Origin of the sequence: Rhodobacter ferrooxidans, assembly GCF_000176015.1 — a bacterium.
Lineage (GTDB): Bacteria > Pseudomonadota > Alphaproteobacteria > Rhodobacterales > Rhodobacteraceae > Pseudorhodobacter_B > Pseudorhodobacter_B ferrooxidans.
The window spans coordinates 20,949-34,573 of record NZ_ACYY01000015.1; the positions used below are offsets into that span (position 1 = coordinate 20,949).

The 13,625-nt window shown below is 66.2% G+C and carries 14 protein-coding genes; 7 read left to right on the forward strand and 7 right to left on the reverse strand.

What is annotated here, in order from left to right; all coding sequences use genetic code 11:
- Positions 1-61 precede the first annotated feature (61 nt).
- A complete protein-coding gene (locus RSW2DRAFT_RS11535) occupies positions 62-649 on the forward strand; it encodes a transglycosylase SLT domain-containing protein (RefSeq protein WP_332250765.1) in 588 nt (195 codons plus the stop codon).
- Between the two features lie 92 nt (positions 650-741).
- Here the strand turns inward: RSW2DRAFT_RS11535 and pepN are convergent, their stop codons facing one another.
- The 3 genes from pepN to RSW2DRAFT_RS11550 form a co-directional block, all read right to left on the reverse strand.
- Positions 742-3,300 (reverse strand): aminopeptidase N, encoded by a 2,559-nt coding sequence (pepN, locus tag RSW2DRAFT_RS11540; protein WP_008031147.1) that lies wholly within the window; start codon positions 3,298-3,300, stop codon positions 742-744.
- 123 nt (positions 3,301-3,423) lie between these two features.
- The gene (locus RSW2DRAFT_RS11545) at positions 3,424-3,897 is read right to left on the reverse strand and encodes an SRPBCC family protein (protein ID WP_008031148.1); all 474 of its coding nucleotides are present in this window, start codon (positions 3,895-3,897) and stop codon (positions 3,424-3,426) included.
- Positions 3,898-4,037: 140 nt separating this feature from the next.
- A complete protein-coding gene (locus tag RSW2DRAFT_RS11550; RefSeq protein ID WP_008031149.1) occupies positions 4,038-4,292 on the reverse strand; it encodes a BolA family protein in 255 nt (84 codons plus the stop codon).
- A 73-nt stretch (positions 4,293-4,365) separates the two neighbouring features.
- Here RSW2DRAFT_RS11550 and RSW2DRAFT_RS11555 point away from each other — a divergent pair, with 73 nt between their 5' ends.
- Together RSW2DRAFT_RS11555 and RSW2DRAFT_RS11560 are read left to right on the forward strand one after the other, a co-directional pair.
- Positions 4,366-4,998 carry a J domain-containing protein gene (locus tag RSW2DRAFT_RS11555; RefSeq protein ID WP_008031150.1) on the forward strand — a complete coding sequence of 211 codons (633 nt, stop codon included), beginning with the start codon at positions 4,366-4,368 and terminating at the stop codon, positions 4,996-4,998.
- A gap of 171 nt (positions 4,999-5,169) precedes the next feature.
- Positions 5,170-5,469 carry a hypothetical protein gene (locus tag RSW2DRAFT_RS11560; RefSeq protein ID WP_008031151.1) on the forward strand — a complete coding sequence of 100 codons (300 nt, stop codon included), beginning with the start codon at positions 5,170-5,172 and terminating at the stop codon, positions 5,467-5,469.
- A gap of 15 nt (positions 5,470-5,484) precedes the next feature.
- Here the strand turns inward: RSW2DRAFT_RS11560 and msrB are convergent, their stop codons facing one another.
- Positions 5,485-5,955 carry a peptide-methionine (R)-S-oxide reductase MsrB gene (gene msrB / locus RSW2DRAFT_RS11565; protein WP_008031152.1) on the reverse strand — a complete coding sequence of 157 codons (471 nt, stop codon included), beginning with the start codon at positions 5,953-5,955 and terminating at the stop codon, positions 5,485-5,487.
- Positions 5,956-6,139: 184 nt separating this feature from the next.
- Between msrB and cobS the strand changes: the two genes are divergently transcribed.
- From cobS to RSW2DRAFT_RS11580, 3 genes are all read left to right on the forward strand, one after another.
- Complete coding sequence (gene cobS / locus RSW2DRAFT_RS11570) at positions 6,140-7,126, forward strand: cobaltochelatase subunit CobS (protein ID WP_040672103.1); 987 nt, start codon at positions 6,140-6,142, stop codon at positions 7,124-7,126.
- A gap of 97 nt (positions 7,127-7,223) precedes the next feature.
- A complete protein-coding gene (gene cobT / locus RSW2DRAFT_RS11575; protein WP_008031154.1) occupies positions 7,224-9,092 on the forward strand; it encodes a cobaltochelatase subunit CobT in 1,869 nt (622 codons plus the stop codon).
- Positions 9,092-10,891, forward strand: coding sequence for an aminopeptidase P family protein (locus tag RSW2DRAFT_RS11580; protein ID WP_008031155.1), 1,800 nt, complete (start codon positions 9,092-9,094; stop codon positions 10,889-10,891). The genes cobT and RSW2DRAFT_RS11580 overlap by 1 nt, the downstream gene beginning before the upstream one ends.
- 50 nt (positions 10,892-10,941) lie before the next feature.
- Here RSW2DRAFT_RS11580 and RSW2DRAFT_RS11585 read toward each other — a convergent pair whose 3' ends face one another.
- Positions 10,942-11,358: a SufE family protein gene (locus RSW2DRAFT_RS11585; RefSeq protein ID WP_008031156.1), complete on the reverse strand. Its 417-nt coding sequence runs from the start codon at positions 11,356-11,358 to the stop codon at positions 10,942-10,944.
- Between the two features lie 126 nt (positions 11,359-11,484).
- On the opposite strand from RSW2DRAFT_RS11585, the gene RSW2DRAFT_RS11590 reads away from it, so the two are divergent.
- Entirely contained in the window at positions 11,485-11,934 is a 450-nt protein-coding gene (locus RSW2DRAFT_RS11590; protein WP_008031158.1) for a hypothetical protein, read from the forward strand.
- Here RSW2DRAFT_RS11590 and RSW2DRAFT_RS11595 read toward each other — a convergent pair.
- Positions 11,891-12,430, reverse strand: a complete 540-nt coding sequence (locus RSW2DRAFT_RS11595) for a gluconokinase (RefSeq protein WP_008031159.1) — start codon at positions 12,428-12,430, stop codon at positions 11,891-11,893. The two genes, RSW2DRAFT_RS11590 and RSW2DRAFT_RS11595, sit on opposite strands and share 44 nt — an antisense overlap.
- Entirely contained in the window at positions 12,427-13,584 is a 1,158-nt protein-coding gene (gene rnd / locus RSW2DRAFT_RS11600; protein ID WP_008031161.1) for a ribonuclease D, read from the reverse strand. Before rnd ends, RSW2DRAFT_RS11595 begins: the two co-directional genes overlap by 4 nt.
- Between the last annotated feature and the right edge of the window lie 41 nt (positions 13,585-13,625).

A 13,625-nucleotide genomic window follows, 5' to 3' on the forward strand; every position in this document is an offset into this window, starting at 1 on the left:
ACGGCTTGCCGGATGCGGTTTTGCCGGGCAAAACCCGTCGGTCGCACAAGGATGCGGCGTTGTGGATGGCGGTTGGATGCGGATTGCGGTGCTGACAAGCGGTTTGGTGCTGGCCCTGGCGGCCTGCGTGCCGGTGAAACCCGAGATGGCGCAGCCGGTGATGGGCTGGGATCACCGCCCCGAAGCCGCGGAATGGACCGTCAGCACCATGCAGGCCGTGGCCGCCCACGACACCGTGCTGGCCGCCAGCCAGCCCTCCGACATTCGGCAATGGTGCCCTGGCTACCCCGAGGCCAACCTGACCGAACGCCGCGCCTTCTGGGTGGCGATGCTTTCGGCGGTGGCGAAATACGAAAGCTCGTGGAACCCGAAGGCGGCGGGCGGCGGCGGCGCCTATATCGGCGTCATGCAGATATCGCCCGCCACCGCCCGGCATTTCGGCTGCGAAGCACAGTCGTCCGCGGCACTGAAGGACGGCGCGGCCAATCTGGAATGTGCGGTCAAGATCATGGCCGATCAGGTGGGCAACGATCAAGCGGTGGTCGGCAATGGCCGTCAGGGGCTGGGCCGCGACTGGATGCCGTTCCGCAAGGCCGACAAACGCGCCGCCATGGCCGCCTGGGTTGGCCGCCAAAGCTACTGCAACTGAGCATTTCTTCTCTGCGCAAATATCCCCGCCGGAGGCTCCCGGTCTTACCGTCAGAGCCTCCGGCGGGGATATTTGAGCAAAGGTGAATGGGATCAGTCCGCCCCCAGCATCCGCCCCGCCATTTCCGCCAGATCGCGGCTGAGGCCTTGGGTGGCGAGCATCCGCGAAAGTTCGGCGCGGATCATGCCCTGGCGGTCGGCGTCATAGCGCGCCCAGGTTTCGAAGGCGGTGGACATCCGCGCGGCACTTTGCGGGTTCAGCGCATCCAGCTTCAGCAGCCAGTCGGCGGTCAGCCGGTAGGCCGCCCCCGAGGCTTGGTGGAAGCCCGCGTGATTGGCGGCCAGCGCCCCGAACACCGCGCGGAAGCGGTTGGGGTTCTTCCAGTCGAACAGCGGGTGACGGGTCAGCCGCTCGGTCACTGCCGCCGCCTGATCCGGGGCGGCAAGGCCGATCTGCAGGCCGAACCACTTGTCCATCACCAGCCGGTCGCCAGACCAGCGGGCGGCAAAGCGGTCCAGTTCGGGCTGGCCCTTGCCGATCTCCAGCAGGCAGGACAGCGCGCCGATCTGGTCGGTCATGTTGTCAGCCGCTGCTGCCAGCGCCGCGGCCGCCGCCCCGGCATCGAGGCGGCTTTGCAGCGCCAGTGCGGCCAGCCGCAGGGCGCGCGGCCCGGCGGCGGCGGCGTCGCTGCTGTAGGGGCCGGGGGTGCTGTGGCGGGCGATCAGGGCGTGCAGGTTCGGGGCGAGGGTTTGCGCCAGGGCCTGCGTCATCCGGGTGCGGGCGGCGTGGATCGCTGCGGGGTCGGGCACATGGCCTGCGGCGTGCAGGGTCTGCGCCATGTCATCCTCGCCCGGCAGCCGCAGGGCAAGGGCGCGGAAGGCCGGATCGAGGCTGTCGTCCTGCGCCACCCGCGCCATCGCGTCCAGCCAATCGCGGCTGGCCTCGGCGCCGTCGAGGATCATCCGCGCCAGCGCGTCCTTGGCCAGCGCCCGCCCCGCCTCCCATTTGTTGAACGGGTCGGTGTCATGCGCCAGCAGCAGGGCACGCTCGGCGGCGGGGGTTTCGCGTTCCAGAATAACCGGCGCCGAAAAGCCGCGCAGCAAGGATGGCACCGGGCGGCTGGCGAGGCCGGGGAAGCTGAAGCTTTGCCGGGTTTGCGACAGTTCCAGCACGACTGTTGGCAGCACCTCGTCGCCATTGGGGTTCAAAAGACCCAGCGCCACCGGGATCAGCTTCGGCGCCTTGGTGGGCTGGCCGGGGGTGGGCGGCAGGTCCTGTTGCAGATGCAGGGTATAGGTGCCTTCTTGCCAGTCGTCCGTCACCTTCAGCCGCGGGGTTCCGGCCTCGGTATACCAGCGTTTGAATTGCGCCAGATCGCGGCCGGTGGTGTCTTCGAACACCTTCAGCCAGTCTTCGATGGTGGCGGCCTGACCGTCGTGGCGGGCGAAGTAGAGGTCCAGCGCCCGGGCATAATCGGCATCCCCCACCAGCAGCTTCAGCATGCCGATCACCTCGGCGCCCTTTTCATAGACCGTGGCGGTGTAGAAATTGTTGATCTCGACGTAGGTATCGGGGCGCACCGGATGCGCCAGCGGCCCGCCGTCCTCGCGGAACTGCCGGGCGCGCAGCAGGGCGACATCCTCGATGCGCTTGACCGCCTGACTGCGCATGTCGCCGGAAAACTGCTGGTCGCGGAACACCGTCAGGCCTTCCTTCAGGCAAAGCTGGAACCAGTCGCGGCAGGTGATGCGGTTGCCGGTCCAGTTGTGGAAATACTCATGCGCGATGATCGCCTCGATGCGGGCGAAGTCGTCGTCGGTGGCGGTTTCGGGCAGGGCCAGCACATAGCGGCTGTTGAAAATGTTCAGCCCCTTGTTCTCCATCGCGCCCATGTTGAAATCATCGACCGCGACGATGTTGAAGAGATCGAGATCGTATTCGCGCCCGTAGGCGGTTTCGTCCCAGCGCATCGCGCGTTGCAGCGCGCCCATGGCATAGCCGCAGCGGGTCTCGTCGCCGGGGCGCACCCAGATGTTCAGCGCCACTTCGCGGCCCGACATGGTGGTGAAGCTGTCGGAATGTGCCCGCAGATCGCCCGCCACCAGCGCGAACAGGTAGGCAGGCTTCGGCCAGGGGTCGTGCCATTCGGCCCATCCCGGCCCCTGCGCCGTCGGGTTGCCGTTCGACAGCTTCACCGGCAGGTCGGCCTCGATCCGCACGCTGAAGCGCGCCATCACGTCGGGGCGGTCGGGGTAGAAGGTGATCTTGCGAAAGCCCTCGGCCTCGCATTGCGTGCAATACATGCCGTTCGAGATGTAAAGGCCCTCCAGTGCCGTGTTGGCGGCGGGGGCGATCTCGACTTCGGTTTGCAGGGTGAAAGGGCGGTTTGGCAGCAGGGCGGCGGGGATGGTCAGGCCCTGGGCGTCGGGGGTGAGGTCAAGCTGTTTGCCGTCGAGGCTGATCGACAGCAGCCGCAACCCCTCGCCGTCCAGCCGCAGGTCGGGGTGGCCTGCGCGGCCCGGGTTGGGGGCGAAATGCAGGCGCGCACTGACACGGGTGGCATCGGGGGAAAGCCGGAAGGTCAGATCGACCTCGGGCAGCAGGTGGCTGAAGGGCTGGTAGTCGGCAAGCCGGATGGCGGTTTCGGTCATGGTGTTCTCCTGTTGCGGGCTACCCTAGTGCCGGGACGGGCCGCTGCAAGAGAAAGAAGGGGCTGTCTGCCCCTCGCCGCTGCGCGGCTCACCCCGAGGATATTTGACCAAAGGAGAAATGGCTTAAAGCAAGGTGGCGAGGTCGTCCAGTTGCGTGGTGGCGGCGCCCCAGCCGTCGTGAAAGCCCATGTCGGCATGGGTTTTGCAGGTGGCGGCGTCGCGGTGCAGCACGCGGGCATGGTAGCGGGTGCCGTTGCCTTCGGCGTTCAGGGTGATGATGCCGGTAAAGCCCAGATGCGGGCCGCGGGCCGGGCGGTATCCGGCCTCCAGCGTGTCGGTAAAGATCAGGCGGCGCTGCGGGATGGCTTGCAGGATGCAGCCTTCCGAGGCGTCCTCGGTGCCGTCCGGCATCACCATCACGGTGTGAAACCGCCCACCGGGGGTGACTTCGATGATGGCGGTGCGGGTGACCACTGGCCGGGGCGTGAACCATTGCACCAGCAGCGCCGGTTCCGTCCAGCAGCGCCAGACCTTGCCGGGCGGCGCTTCCAGCAGGCGGTCGAGTTCCAGATCAAGCTCGGGGTTGAACGGCGTCATGGCGCGGCTCCGGGGGCTGGGCGGATTACCGCCTCAGGATGCCACGGCGCCTGCGGGGCGGCAAACAAAACCTATGCAGGGAATGCATTTTTCATTGGCCGTGACACCCCGCTGATCTGCGGCCAGGGCAAGCCCGCGCCTCAGCCCGCGTCCAGCGCCAGCGCGTGGATGCGGCCGATCAGGTCGGCCCCCAGCGCCGCATTCACCGCCCGGTGGCGCGCCAGACGCGGCATCGCCGCCAGCGTCGGGGCGCGGATCAGCACGCTGAAATGGCTTTCGCCGCCCTCGCTCCAGCCGCCATGGCCGCGGTGTTTTTCGCTATCATCTTGAACTTGCAGGGTTTCCGGTGCAAAGGCCGCCTGCAGCCGCTGATGTATTTCCTCGGCAATCGTCATTTTCGCCCTTTCCCCCTTCAATCCCCCGCGCAATGCCGTAAACTCCCGCCTCCGAGTCGGAAAGGCAAGCCAGATGACCAAACCCCCGTTCGAATTCGACATCCGCGTGTCGTCCGACAAGAAACGCCGCAAGACCGGGCGTCGCGGCATGTCCGGGGCGTTCGAAACCTCGACCCGGGGCTGCGAGTTTCCCGGCTGCAAGGAGGCGGGGGTTTACCGCGCCCCGAAATCGCCCGACCTGCTGGACGAGTTCTTCTGGTTCTGCAAGGAACACATCCGCGAATACAACCTGAAGTGGAATTTCTTTCAGGGCACCAGCGACGACGATTTCCAGAAATTCCTCGACAAGGACCGGGTCTGGGGCCGCGAAACCCAGCCCTTCGGCAAGCGCCCCGACGAGGGCCGGGCCTGGTCGCGGCTGGGGGTGGATGATCCGATCGAAATCCTCGGCAGCAACGCCACGCAGAATCCCGGCAAGACCATCAACCAGGCCACCCGCAAGCTGCCCTCGACCGAGCGCAAGGCTTTGGAGATTCTGGATGCGCGCGATACCTGGACCAAGCCGGAAATTCGCAAGCAATACAAGAGCCTGGTCAAGGATCTTCATCCGGACATGAACGGCGGGAACCGCGACGATGAAGAGCGGCTGCAAGAGGTGGTCTGGGCCTGGGACCAGATCAAGGACAGCCGGTTCTTCCGCGACTGACGCGCGCGTTCACCTTGTCGAAACCGGCAGCGGGCCTTGCATGAGCCTGTTTCAGCGCATCCAGACAACGGTGCAGCGATTGCCCCGGTGACTTTCCGGTCATTTTAAGATACATTCTGGATACTCCGTTTTATCACGATGAAAGCTGTGTAAAGACCTTGGGAGGTTCCAATGTTGCGCATCGTATTTCTTGCGGTGGCACTGGCGCTGTGCGGCGCTGCCCCGATATTGGCCGACACGGACGGCGCGGACGGTCTTGCCCTTGAGCAAACCATGCCGGAAGGCGGCGATCTTACCCAGACCAATGCCTCAGCCACACCACATTCGGCCCAACAGTGCCTGGGCAACGGTGGCCGACCCATTGTCGCCGCCGAGGGGTCCGGGAATTGCGCCGGAGGTATTTTCTGCGCCACTGCCACGGTCGGCAAGCGGCTGAAGCTGACCTGCATTGTCCCTGCGGCGGCCGACTGATCCGGCGGGCGACCCTCAGGCCGGTTTGAAGCTCAGCGCCACGCCGTTCATGCAATAGCGCAGGCCGGTGGGCTGCGGGCCATCGTTGAACACATGGCCAAGGTGGCCGCCACAGCGGCGGCAATGCACCTCGGTGCGGGTGGAGAACAGCGTGTTGTCCTCCTTGGTGGCGACGGCATTGTCCAACGGCTGGAAAAAGCTGGGCCAGCCGGTGCCACTGTCGAACTTGGTGTCCGAGGCATAGAGCGGCAGGTCACAACCGGCGCAGTGGAAGGTGCCGGCGCGATGCTCGTCATTCAGCGGGCTGGTGAAGGCGCGCTCGGTGTCTTCCTCGCGCAGCACGGCATAGGCCTCGGGCGAAAGCCGGGCCCGCCATTCGGCCTCGGTCAGGGTGATCTCGAACGTGCCCTCGGCCTGCGGGGCGCGGGTTGAAAGCCCCAACCCCAGCAGGGCTGCGGCAGAGGCAAGCAGGGTGCGGCGGTGCATGGGTTCCTCCCGGTTGATCCTTATCGGTTATGGCACAACATGGGGCCGCTGCCGCCCCCTACCTGCCCGCCTCACGCAAACGGGAATATCGCCCCCGGTTTCGTGAGCCACAGCCTTTCCCTTGCAGCCCCCCGCGATATGTTCCACAAAACCCGCAGGCCGCGCCCAAGGGGTGCCGAACAACATGGCGGATCGAATGCTGGACCAGAACGCGAAACCCACCGAAGAGATCGACCTGCGCGAGGTCTTCGGCATCGACAGCGACATGAAGGTGAAAGGCTTTGCCGAACGCTCTGACCGGGTGCCGCTGGTCGATCCGACCTACAAGTTCGACCCCGATACCACACTAGCGATCCTTGCGGGCTTTGCCTATAACCGCCGGGTGATGATCCAGGGCTATCACGGCACCGGCAAATCCACCCATATCGAACAGGTGGCGGCCCGGCTGAACTGGCCCTGCGTGCGGGTGAACCTTGACAGCCACATCAGCCGGATCGACCTGATCGGCAAGGACGCGATCAAGCTGCGCGACGGCAAGCAGGTGACCGAATTCCACGAGGGCATCCTGCCCTGGGCCTTGCGCAACCCGGTCGCCATTGTGTTCGACGAATACGACGCCGGTCGCCCCGACGTGATGTTCGTGATCCAGCGGGTGCTGGAGCATGACGGCAAGCTGACGCTGCTGGACCAGAACGAGATCATCACGCCGAACCCGTATTTCCGGCTGTTCGCCACCTCGAACACCGTGGGTCTGGGCGATACCACCGGGCTTTACCACGGCGTGCAGCAGATCAACCAGGCGCAGATGGACCGCTGGAGCCTGGTGGCCACGCTGAACTACCTGAGCCACGATGCGGAATCCGCCATCGTTCTGTCGAAGGCCGCGCATTACAACACCGACAAGGGCCGCAAGATCATCAGCCAGATGGTGACGGTGGCCGACCTGACCCGCACCGCCTTCATGGCCGGGGATCTGTCCACTGTGATGTCGCCCCGCACCGTGATCACCTGGGCGCAGAACGCCGAGATTTTCCGCAATGTCGGCTATGCCTTCCGCCTCACCTTCCTGAACAAATGCGACGAGCTGGAGCGCCAGACCGTGGCCGAGTTCTACCAGCGCTGCTTTGGCGAGGAACTGCCGGAGTCGGCGGTCAGCATGGCGTTGAAGTGACGGGCGCGCTCATCCCTTCCTTGCGGTCGGTCTTCGCTGGACAACATGCAGCGAAGACGCCCGTGCGGGCGGATGAGCGGTGTGAGCAGGCCATGCCATGACCAAACCCACCGACAACCCCGCCGATCCGTTCAAGAAGGCCCTCGCAGAGGCCACCCGTACCATGGCGGGGGATAGCGAACTGGCGGTGGCCTATTCGGTCGATCCGCCCGGCCTGACCAAGGAGGGCATGCGCCTGCCGCAGGTCAGCCGCCGCATGACCCGCGACGAGGTGCTGCTGGCCCGTGGCACCGCCGACGCCTTCGCCCTGCGCCTGCGCCACCACGACGACGCGGTGGCCACCCGCTATGCCCCCACCGGCCCGATGGCGCGCGAGATTTACGACGCGATGGAGGTCGCCCGTTGCGAAGCGGTCGGTGCGCGGCTGATGCCCGGCACCGCGGGCAATATCGACGCCAAGATCGCCCACGAGGCCGACCGCAAGGGTTACGGCCAGATCACCCAGGCCGCCGATGCGCCGCTGTCGGTGGCGGCGGGCTACCTGGTGCGGCACCTGGCGACCGGCCGCGACATGCCGAAATCCGCCGCCAACGTGATGAACCTCTGGCGCGATTTCATCGAAGGCCAGGCCGGGCAAGCCCTTGAAAACCTTGACCATGTGCTGGCCGATCAGGCGGCCTTCGCCCGGCTGACCCGCAAGGTGATTTCCGACCTCGGCTATGGCGACCAGTTGGGCGACGACCCCGACCAGAACGACCCCGAGGACAGCGACAGCGAGGCCGAGGACGATCCCGATCAGCCAGATTCTGCAGGCGACGAACAGGACAGCGACGAGTCCGACGCCGCCCCCGAGCAAAGCCAGGAAGACAGCCAGGACGCGTCTCAGGCCCAGGTCAGCACCGACGAACAGGCCGACATGGAGCAGGGCGACGAGGCTGAACTGCCCGAGGGCGAGGCGCCGCTGGAGCCGCCGCCGCCCGCGCCCTATTCCGAGGCCGACCCGAACTACACCGTCTATGCCACGGAATTCGATGAGGAAATCAAGGCCGAAGACCTTGCCGAACCCGCCGAACTGGAACGCCTGCGCGCCTATCTGGACCAGCAGCTTGAACCCCTGAAAGGCGCCGTCTCCCGCCTTGCCAACAAGCTGCAACGCCGCCTGCAGGCGCAGCAGAACCGCAGCTGGGAGTTCGATCTGGAAGAAGGCACCCTCGACGCCGGTCGCCTTGCCCGCGTCGTCGCCAACCCCACCACGCCCTTGTCGTTCAAGCGCGAAAAGGATACCGAATTCCGCGACACCTGCGTGACGCTCTTGCTGGACAACTCCGGTTCCATGCGCGGCCGCCCGATTTCCATCGCCGCGATCTGCGCCGATGTGCTGGCGCGCACGCTGGAACGCTGCCAGGTCAAGGTGGAAATTCTGGGCTTTACCACCCGCGCCTGGAAGGGTGGGCAAAGCCGCGAGAAATGGCTGGCCAATGGCCGCCCGCAGCAGCCCGGCCGGCTGAATGATCTGCGTCACATCATCTACAAGGGCGCCGATTCGCCGTGGCGGCGGGCGCGCAACAACCTCGGGCTGATGATGAAAGAGGGGCTTCTGAAGGAAAACATCGACGGCGAGGCGCTGGAATGGGCGCATCGCCGCCTGACCGGGCGGCGCGAGGCGCGCAAGATCCTGATGGTGATTTCCGATGGCGCGCCGGTCGATGACAGCACGCTGTCGGTCAACCCCGCCTCCTGCCTGGAAAAACACCTGCGCGACGTGATTTCCATGGTGGAAAAGCGCCGTCAGGTCGAGCTGATCGCCATCGGCATCGGCCATGACGTGACCCGCTATTACAACCGCGCCGTCACCATCACCGATGTCGAGCAACTGGCGGGTGCGATGACCGAGCAACTGGCGGGCCTGTTCGAATCCGACCCGCGCAAACGCGCCCGCAGCCAAAACCTGCGAAAGGCCGGATGATGTTCCAAAGCTTCAGCGCCACCGCCAATCCCGCCCAAGGCCCCGCGCGGCTGGCCAGCTTGCGCCGGGTGCTGGCGCTGGAAGGGCTGGCAGGCTTTCTGGTGCCGCGCGCCGATGCGCATCAGGGCGAATACGTCGCGGCGCGCGATGAACGCCTGCAGTGGCTGACCGGCTTCACCGGCTCGGCGGGGTTCGCCATCGTGCTGCCGGACGTGGCGGGGGTGTTCATCGACGGCCGCTACCGGGTGCAGGTGAAGGGCCAGGTCGACCTTGCGCATTTCACCCCGGTGCCCTGGCCGGAAACCCAACCCGGCCCTTGGGTGCGCGCGCATCTGGCCACGGGCGTGCTGGGCTACGACCCCTGGCTGCACACCGCCGACGAGATCGCCAAACTTGAGGCATCACTTGAAGGCAGCGCCGTAACCCTCCAGGATTGCAGCAATTTCATCGACCGAATCTGGCCGGATCAACCCGGCCCGCCGCTGGGTCTGGCCTTCCCGCAGCCGGTTGAGCTGGCGGGCGAGGCCAGCACCGCCAAACGCGCCCGCCTTGCCGAAACCCTGCGCGAGGCCGGTCAGCGCGCCGCCGTCCTCACCCTGCCCGACAGCCTGTGCTGGCTGCTGAACATCCGCGGTGCCGATGTGCCGCGCAACCCGGTGCTGCACGGCTTTGCCATCCTGCATGACGATGCCCGCGTCACCCTGTTCGCGGACCCCGCCAAGTTCGACGCCACCACCCGCGCCCACCTTGGCCCGCAGATCACCCTGCGCCCGCCTTCGGCCTTCGTGCCCGCCCTGCGCACCCTGCAAGGTCCGGTGCGGGTGGACCGCAGCACCGCCCCGCTGGCGGTGAAACTGGAACTGGACGAGGCCGGGGTGGAAAGCCAATGGGGCGACGACCCCTGCCGTCTGCCGAAAGCCCGCAAGAACCCGACCGAGATTGCCGCCACCCGCACGGCCCACCTGCGCGACGGTGCGGCGATGGTGGAATTCCTGTGCTGGCTCGATGCCACCCCGAAAGGCAGCCTGACCGAGATCGACGTGGTGCGCGCGCTGGAGGGCTTCCGCCGCGCCACCAACGCGCTGCACGACATCAGCTTTGACACAATCTGCGGCTCTGGCCCCAATGGTGCCATCATGCATTACCGCGTCACCGATGGCTCCAACCGCCCGATTGGCGACAACGAACTGCTGCTGGTGGATTCCGGCGCGCAATATGTCGATGGCACCACCGACATCACCCGCACCATCGCCATCGGTGATCCGGGGCCGGAGGCGCGCGAGGCCTACACCGCCGTGCTGCAAGGCATGATCGCCATCAGCCGCCTGCGCTTTCCGCGCGGTCTGGCGGGGCGCGATCTGGACGGTTTCGCCCGCTACAACCTGTGGCTGAAAGGCATGGATTTCGACCACGGCACCGGCCACGGCGTCGGCGCCTTCCTGTCGGTGCACGAAGGCCCGCAACGCCTTAGCCGCCTGTCGGAAGTGCCGTTCGAACCCGGCATGATCCTGTCCAACGAACCCGGCTACTACCGCGAGGGCGCCTTCGGCATCCGGCTGGAAAACCTGATCGTGGTGCAGGACGCGCCCCCCCTGCCCGGCGGCGACGACCGCGCCCAGTTCAGCTTCGAGACCCTGACCTTCGTCCCCCTCGACCGCCGCCTGATCCTGCCCGACCTGCTGTCGCCGGGAGAACGCACCTGGCTGAACGCCTACCACGCCGAGACAGCCGCGAAACTCGCCCCCCGCCTGTCCGCCGCAGCACAACGCTGGCTGACCCAAGCGACCGCCCCGCTCTGACCATTCACCTTTGCGCAAATATCCCCGCCGGAGGCTCCGGCGCCAACACCTCAGACCGCCGCCACCGACCGTATCCGCTCGACCATCGCCCGCACCCCGTTCGAGCGTTGCGCCGACAGATGCTCGTTCAACCCCAGCCGACCCAGCTCGAACCCGGCATCCACCTGCCCCACCTGCGCCAGCGTCAACCCGGCATACAGCGCATGCAGAATGGCAATCAGCCCGCGCACGATCATCGCATCCGAATCGCCCTGAAAATCGAACACCGCCGCCGGCCCCTGACCGCTGACCACCGGCCGCAGCCAGACCTGACTGGCGCAGCCATCGACCTTGGTCGCCGGCACCTTGAACGCCGGGTCCAATGGCGGCATTGCCTTGCCCAGTTCGATCACATGCCGATAGCGATCCTCCCAGTCGTCGAGAAACTCGAAGGTCTCGGCAATGTCCTCGAAGGCGGCGCTGGCCATGGCAATCTCCATCTGATGCCTTTGACCTAGGGGTTTGGCGGCAAAACGTCCAGCCCGGGCGCGGTGGCGGCTTTTCAAAGCCCGCGGCATCGGCTACCCAAGCAGCAGAGAACAAGGGAATTGCGCATGAGACGTCCGCTTTTGGCTGCCCTGATGGCGCTTCTGCTGGTTTCGGCCTGCAGCACCAAGCTGAACCCGTTCAACTGGTTCCGCAAATCGGCCCCGGCCGAGACCACGGCACTGGTGCTGCCGGGGCCGGAACAGGACGCGCGGCCCTTGGTGGCGCAAGTGCTGAGCATGACGGTCGAGCCGATGAAGGGCGGGGCGATCGTGCGCGCCACCGGTCTGCCGCCGACGCAAGGCTGGTGGGAGGCCGAACTGGTGGCGCTGCCGCTGGGCGAAGATGGCAATCAGATTTTCGACTTCCGCATGTTGCCGCCGATTGCGCGGGCCGACGTCTCGACCCAACGCTCGCGCGAAGTGACGGCGGCTTATCAGTTGTCCGATTTCAAGCTGGCCAAGATCCGCACGATCACGGTGCAGGGGGCGTCGAACGCCCGCGCCAGCCGCCGCTAAGCTGCGCTGCAATGTCGGCCACCAGCCGGTCCAGCGGCTGATCAATGCTGATCTGCACCGCCGCCTCGTCGGCCCCCGGCGGCTCCAGCGCCGCGAACTGGCTGTCCAGCAGGCTTGACGGCATGAAATGTCCAGGCTGTGCCGCCATCCGCGCCGCCATCCGCGCCGCAATCAGCGCCTTGCTGCCCGCCAGATGCACGAAGATCACCGGTGCGCCCACCTCGGACCGGATCAGATCGCGGTAACGGCGTTTCAGCGCCGAACAGCCGACAATCCGCGGCCCTGCGGCCAGCGCCTGCCCCACCGCCTGCAACCAGGGCCAACGGTCGGCATCGTCCAGCGCAACACCTCGGCGCATCTTGTCGATATTTGCCGCCGGATGCAGGTCGTCGCCATCCAGATAGTCCAGCCCCAGCCGCTGCCCCAGCGCCGCCCCGACGCTGGATTTGCCACAGCCGGAAACCCCCATGACCACCAGCCGCAGCGGTGGCGTCACAGCGTGACCACCCGCACCTCGTTGCCCTTGGCCGACAGCGCAATCTCGCCCCGGCACAGCCGCAGCGCATCATTGCCAAAAGCCTCCAGCCGCCAGCCATGCAGCGTCGGCAGGTCGCGCACCCCCGCGGCGATGGCGTCCAGATCGGCAGCACTGGCGATCAGCCGCGCCGCCACCCCAAGGCTTTCGGACTTGGCCTTCAGAAGCACCCGCAACAGATCGGCCAGTGCCGGATTGACCTGCAATTGATCGCGGCTGAGGTCGGGTTTCGGGCAATCCTCGGGCCGCGTCTCCAGCCCCGCCTTCACCGCCGCCAGAATCCCGTCGGCAATATCGCCGCGCCGTCCCTCGCGCATCAACAGGCGCGAGCGGCCCAGCTCCTCGGCGTTGGTCGGCCGGGTCGAGGCCAGTTCCAGCAGTGCATCGTCCTTCAGCACCCGGCTGCGCGGCACGTTGTTGCGCTGCGCATAGTCCTCGCGAAACCGCGCCAGTTCCTTGACCACCGCCAGAAACCGCCCGGATGTGGTGCGGGTCTTCACCCGTTGCCACGCCTCTTCGGGATGGGTGGTGTAGGTGGCGGGGTCGGTCAGGATCGAAAGCTCTTCCTCGACCCATTTCTGCCGCCCGCTTTTGGCGATCTGCGCCGCCAGCGATTCGTAAACCACCCGCAGATGCGTCACATCGGCCAGCGCATAATCGCTTTGCGCCTCGGACAGCGGCCGGCGCGACCAGTCGGTGAAGCGCGAGGTCTTGTCGAGGTTTTCCTTGGCGATCTTCTTCACCAGCGTCTCGTAGCCGACCTGTTCGCCATAGCCGCAGACCATCGCCGCGACTTGCGTGTCAAACAAAGGCTCGGGGAAAGAGTTGCCCTCGACGAAAAAGATCTCCAGATCCTGCCGGGCGGCGTGGAACACCTTGACGGTGGCCTGATGCCGGAACAGATCATAAAGCGGCTCCAGCGACATCTCGGGGCCTTCGATCGGATCGACCAGCACCGCCCGCCCGGTCTTGCCCGGCAAGGCCATCTGGATCAGGCAAAGCTTGGACCAATAGGTCCGCTCGCGCAGAAACTCGGTGTCGATGGTGACGTAAGGTTCGCGCTTTGCAGCTTCACAGAAGTCGGCAAGGTCGGTCGTCGTGGTGATGGTCTGCATGCCGGTCCTGCGCTGCAATGTGCCGCGGGGGCATCCCGCAC

Bases quoted from the DNA above. Each gene is read 5' to 3' on its own strand.
- pepN (WP_008031147.1), bottom strand. From the start codon at position 3,300: ATGACCGAAACCGCCATCCGGCTTGCCGACTACCAGCCCTTCAGCCAC.
- RSW2DRAFT_RS11545 (WP_008031148.1), bottom strand. From the start codon at position 3,897: ATGACGCCGTTCAACCCCGAGCTTGATCTGGAACTCGACCGCCTGCTG.
- RSW2DRAFT_RS11550 (WP_008031149.1), bottom strand. From the start codon at position 4,292: ATGACGATTGCCGAGGAAATACATCAGCGGCTGCAGGCGGCCTTTGCA.
- RSW2DRAFT_RS11555 (WP_008031150.1), top strand. From the start codon at position 4,366: ATGACCAAACCCCCGTTCGAATTCGACATCCGCGTGTCGTCCGACAAG.
- RSW2DRAFT_RS11560 (WP_008031151.1), top strand. From the start codon at position 5,170: ATGTTGCGCATCGTATTTCTTGCGGTGGCACTGGCGCTGTGCGGCGCT.
- msrB (WP_008031152.1), bottom strand. From the start codon at position 5,955: ATGCACCGCCGCACCCTGCTTGCCTCTGCCGCAGCCCTGCTGGGGTTG.
- cobS (WP_040672103.1), top strand. From the start codon at position 6,140: ATGGCGGATCGAATGCTGGACCAGAACGCGAAACCCACCGAAGAGATC.
- cobT (WP_008031154.1), top strand. From the start codon at position 7,224: ATGACCAAACCCACCGACAACCCCGCCGATCCGTTCAAGAAGGCCCTC.
- RSW2DRAFT_RS11580 (WP_008031155.1), top strand. From the start codon at position 9,092: ATGTTCCAAAGCTTCAGCGCCACCGCCAATCCCGCCCAAGGCCCCGCG.
- RSW2DRAFT_RS11585 (WP_008031156.1), bottom strand. From the start codon at position 11,358: ATGGCCAGCGCCGCCTTCGAGGACATTGCCGAGACCTTCGAGTTTCTC.
- RSW2DRAFT_RS11590 (WP_008031158.1), top strand. From the start codon at position 11,485: ATGAGACGTCCGCTTTTGGCTGCCCTGATGGCGCTTCTGCTGGTTTCG.
- rnd (WP_008031161.1), bottom strand. From the start codon at position 13,584: ATGCAGACCATCACCACGACGACCGACCTTGCCGACTTCTGTGAAGCT.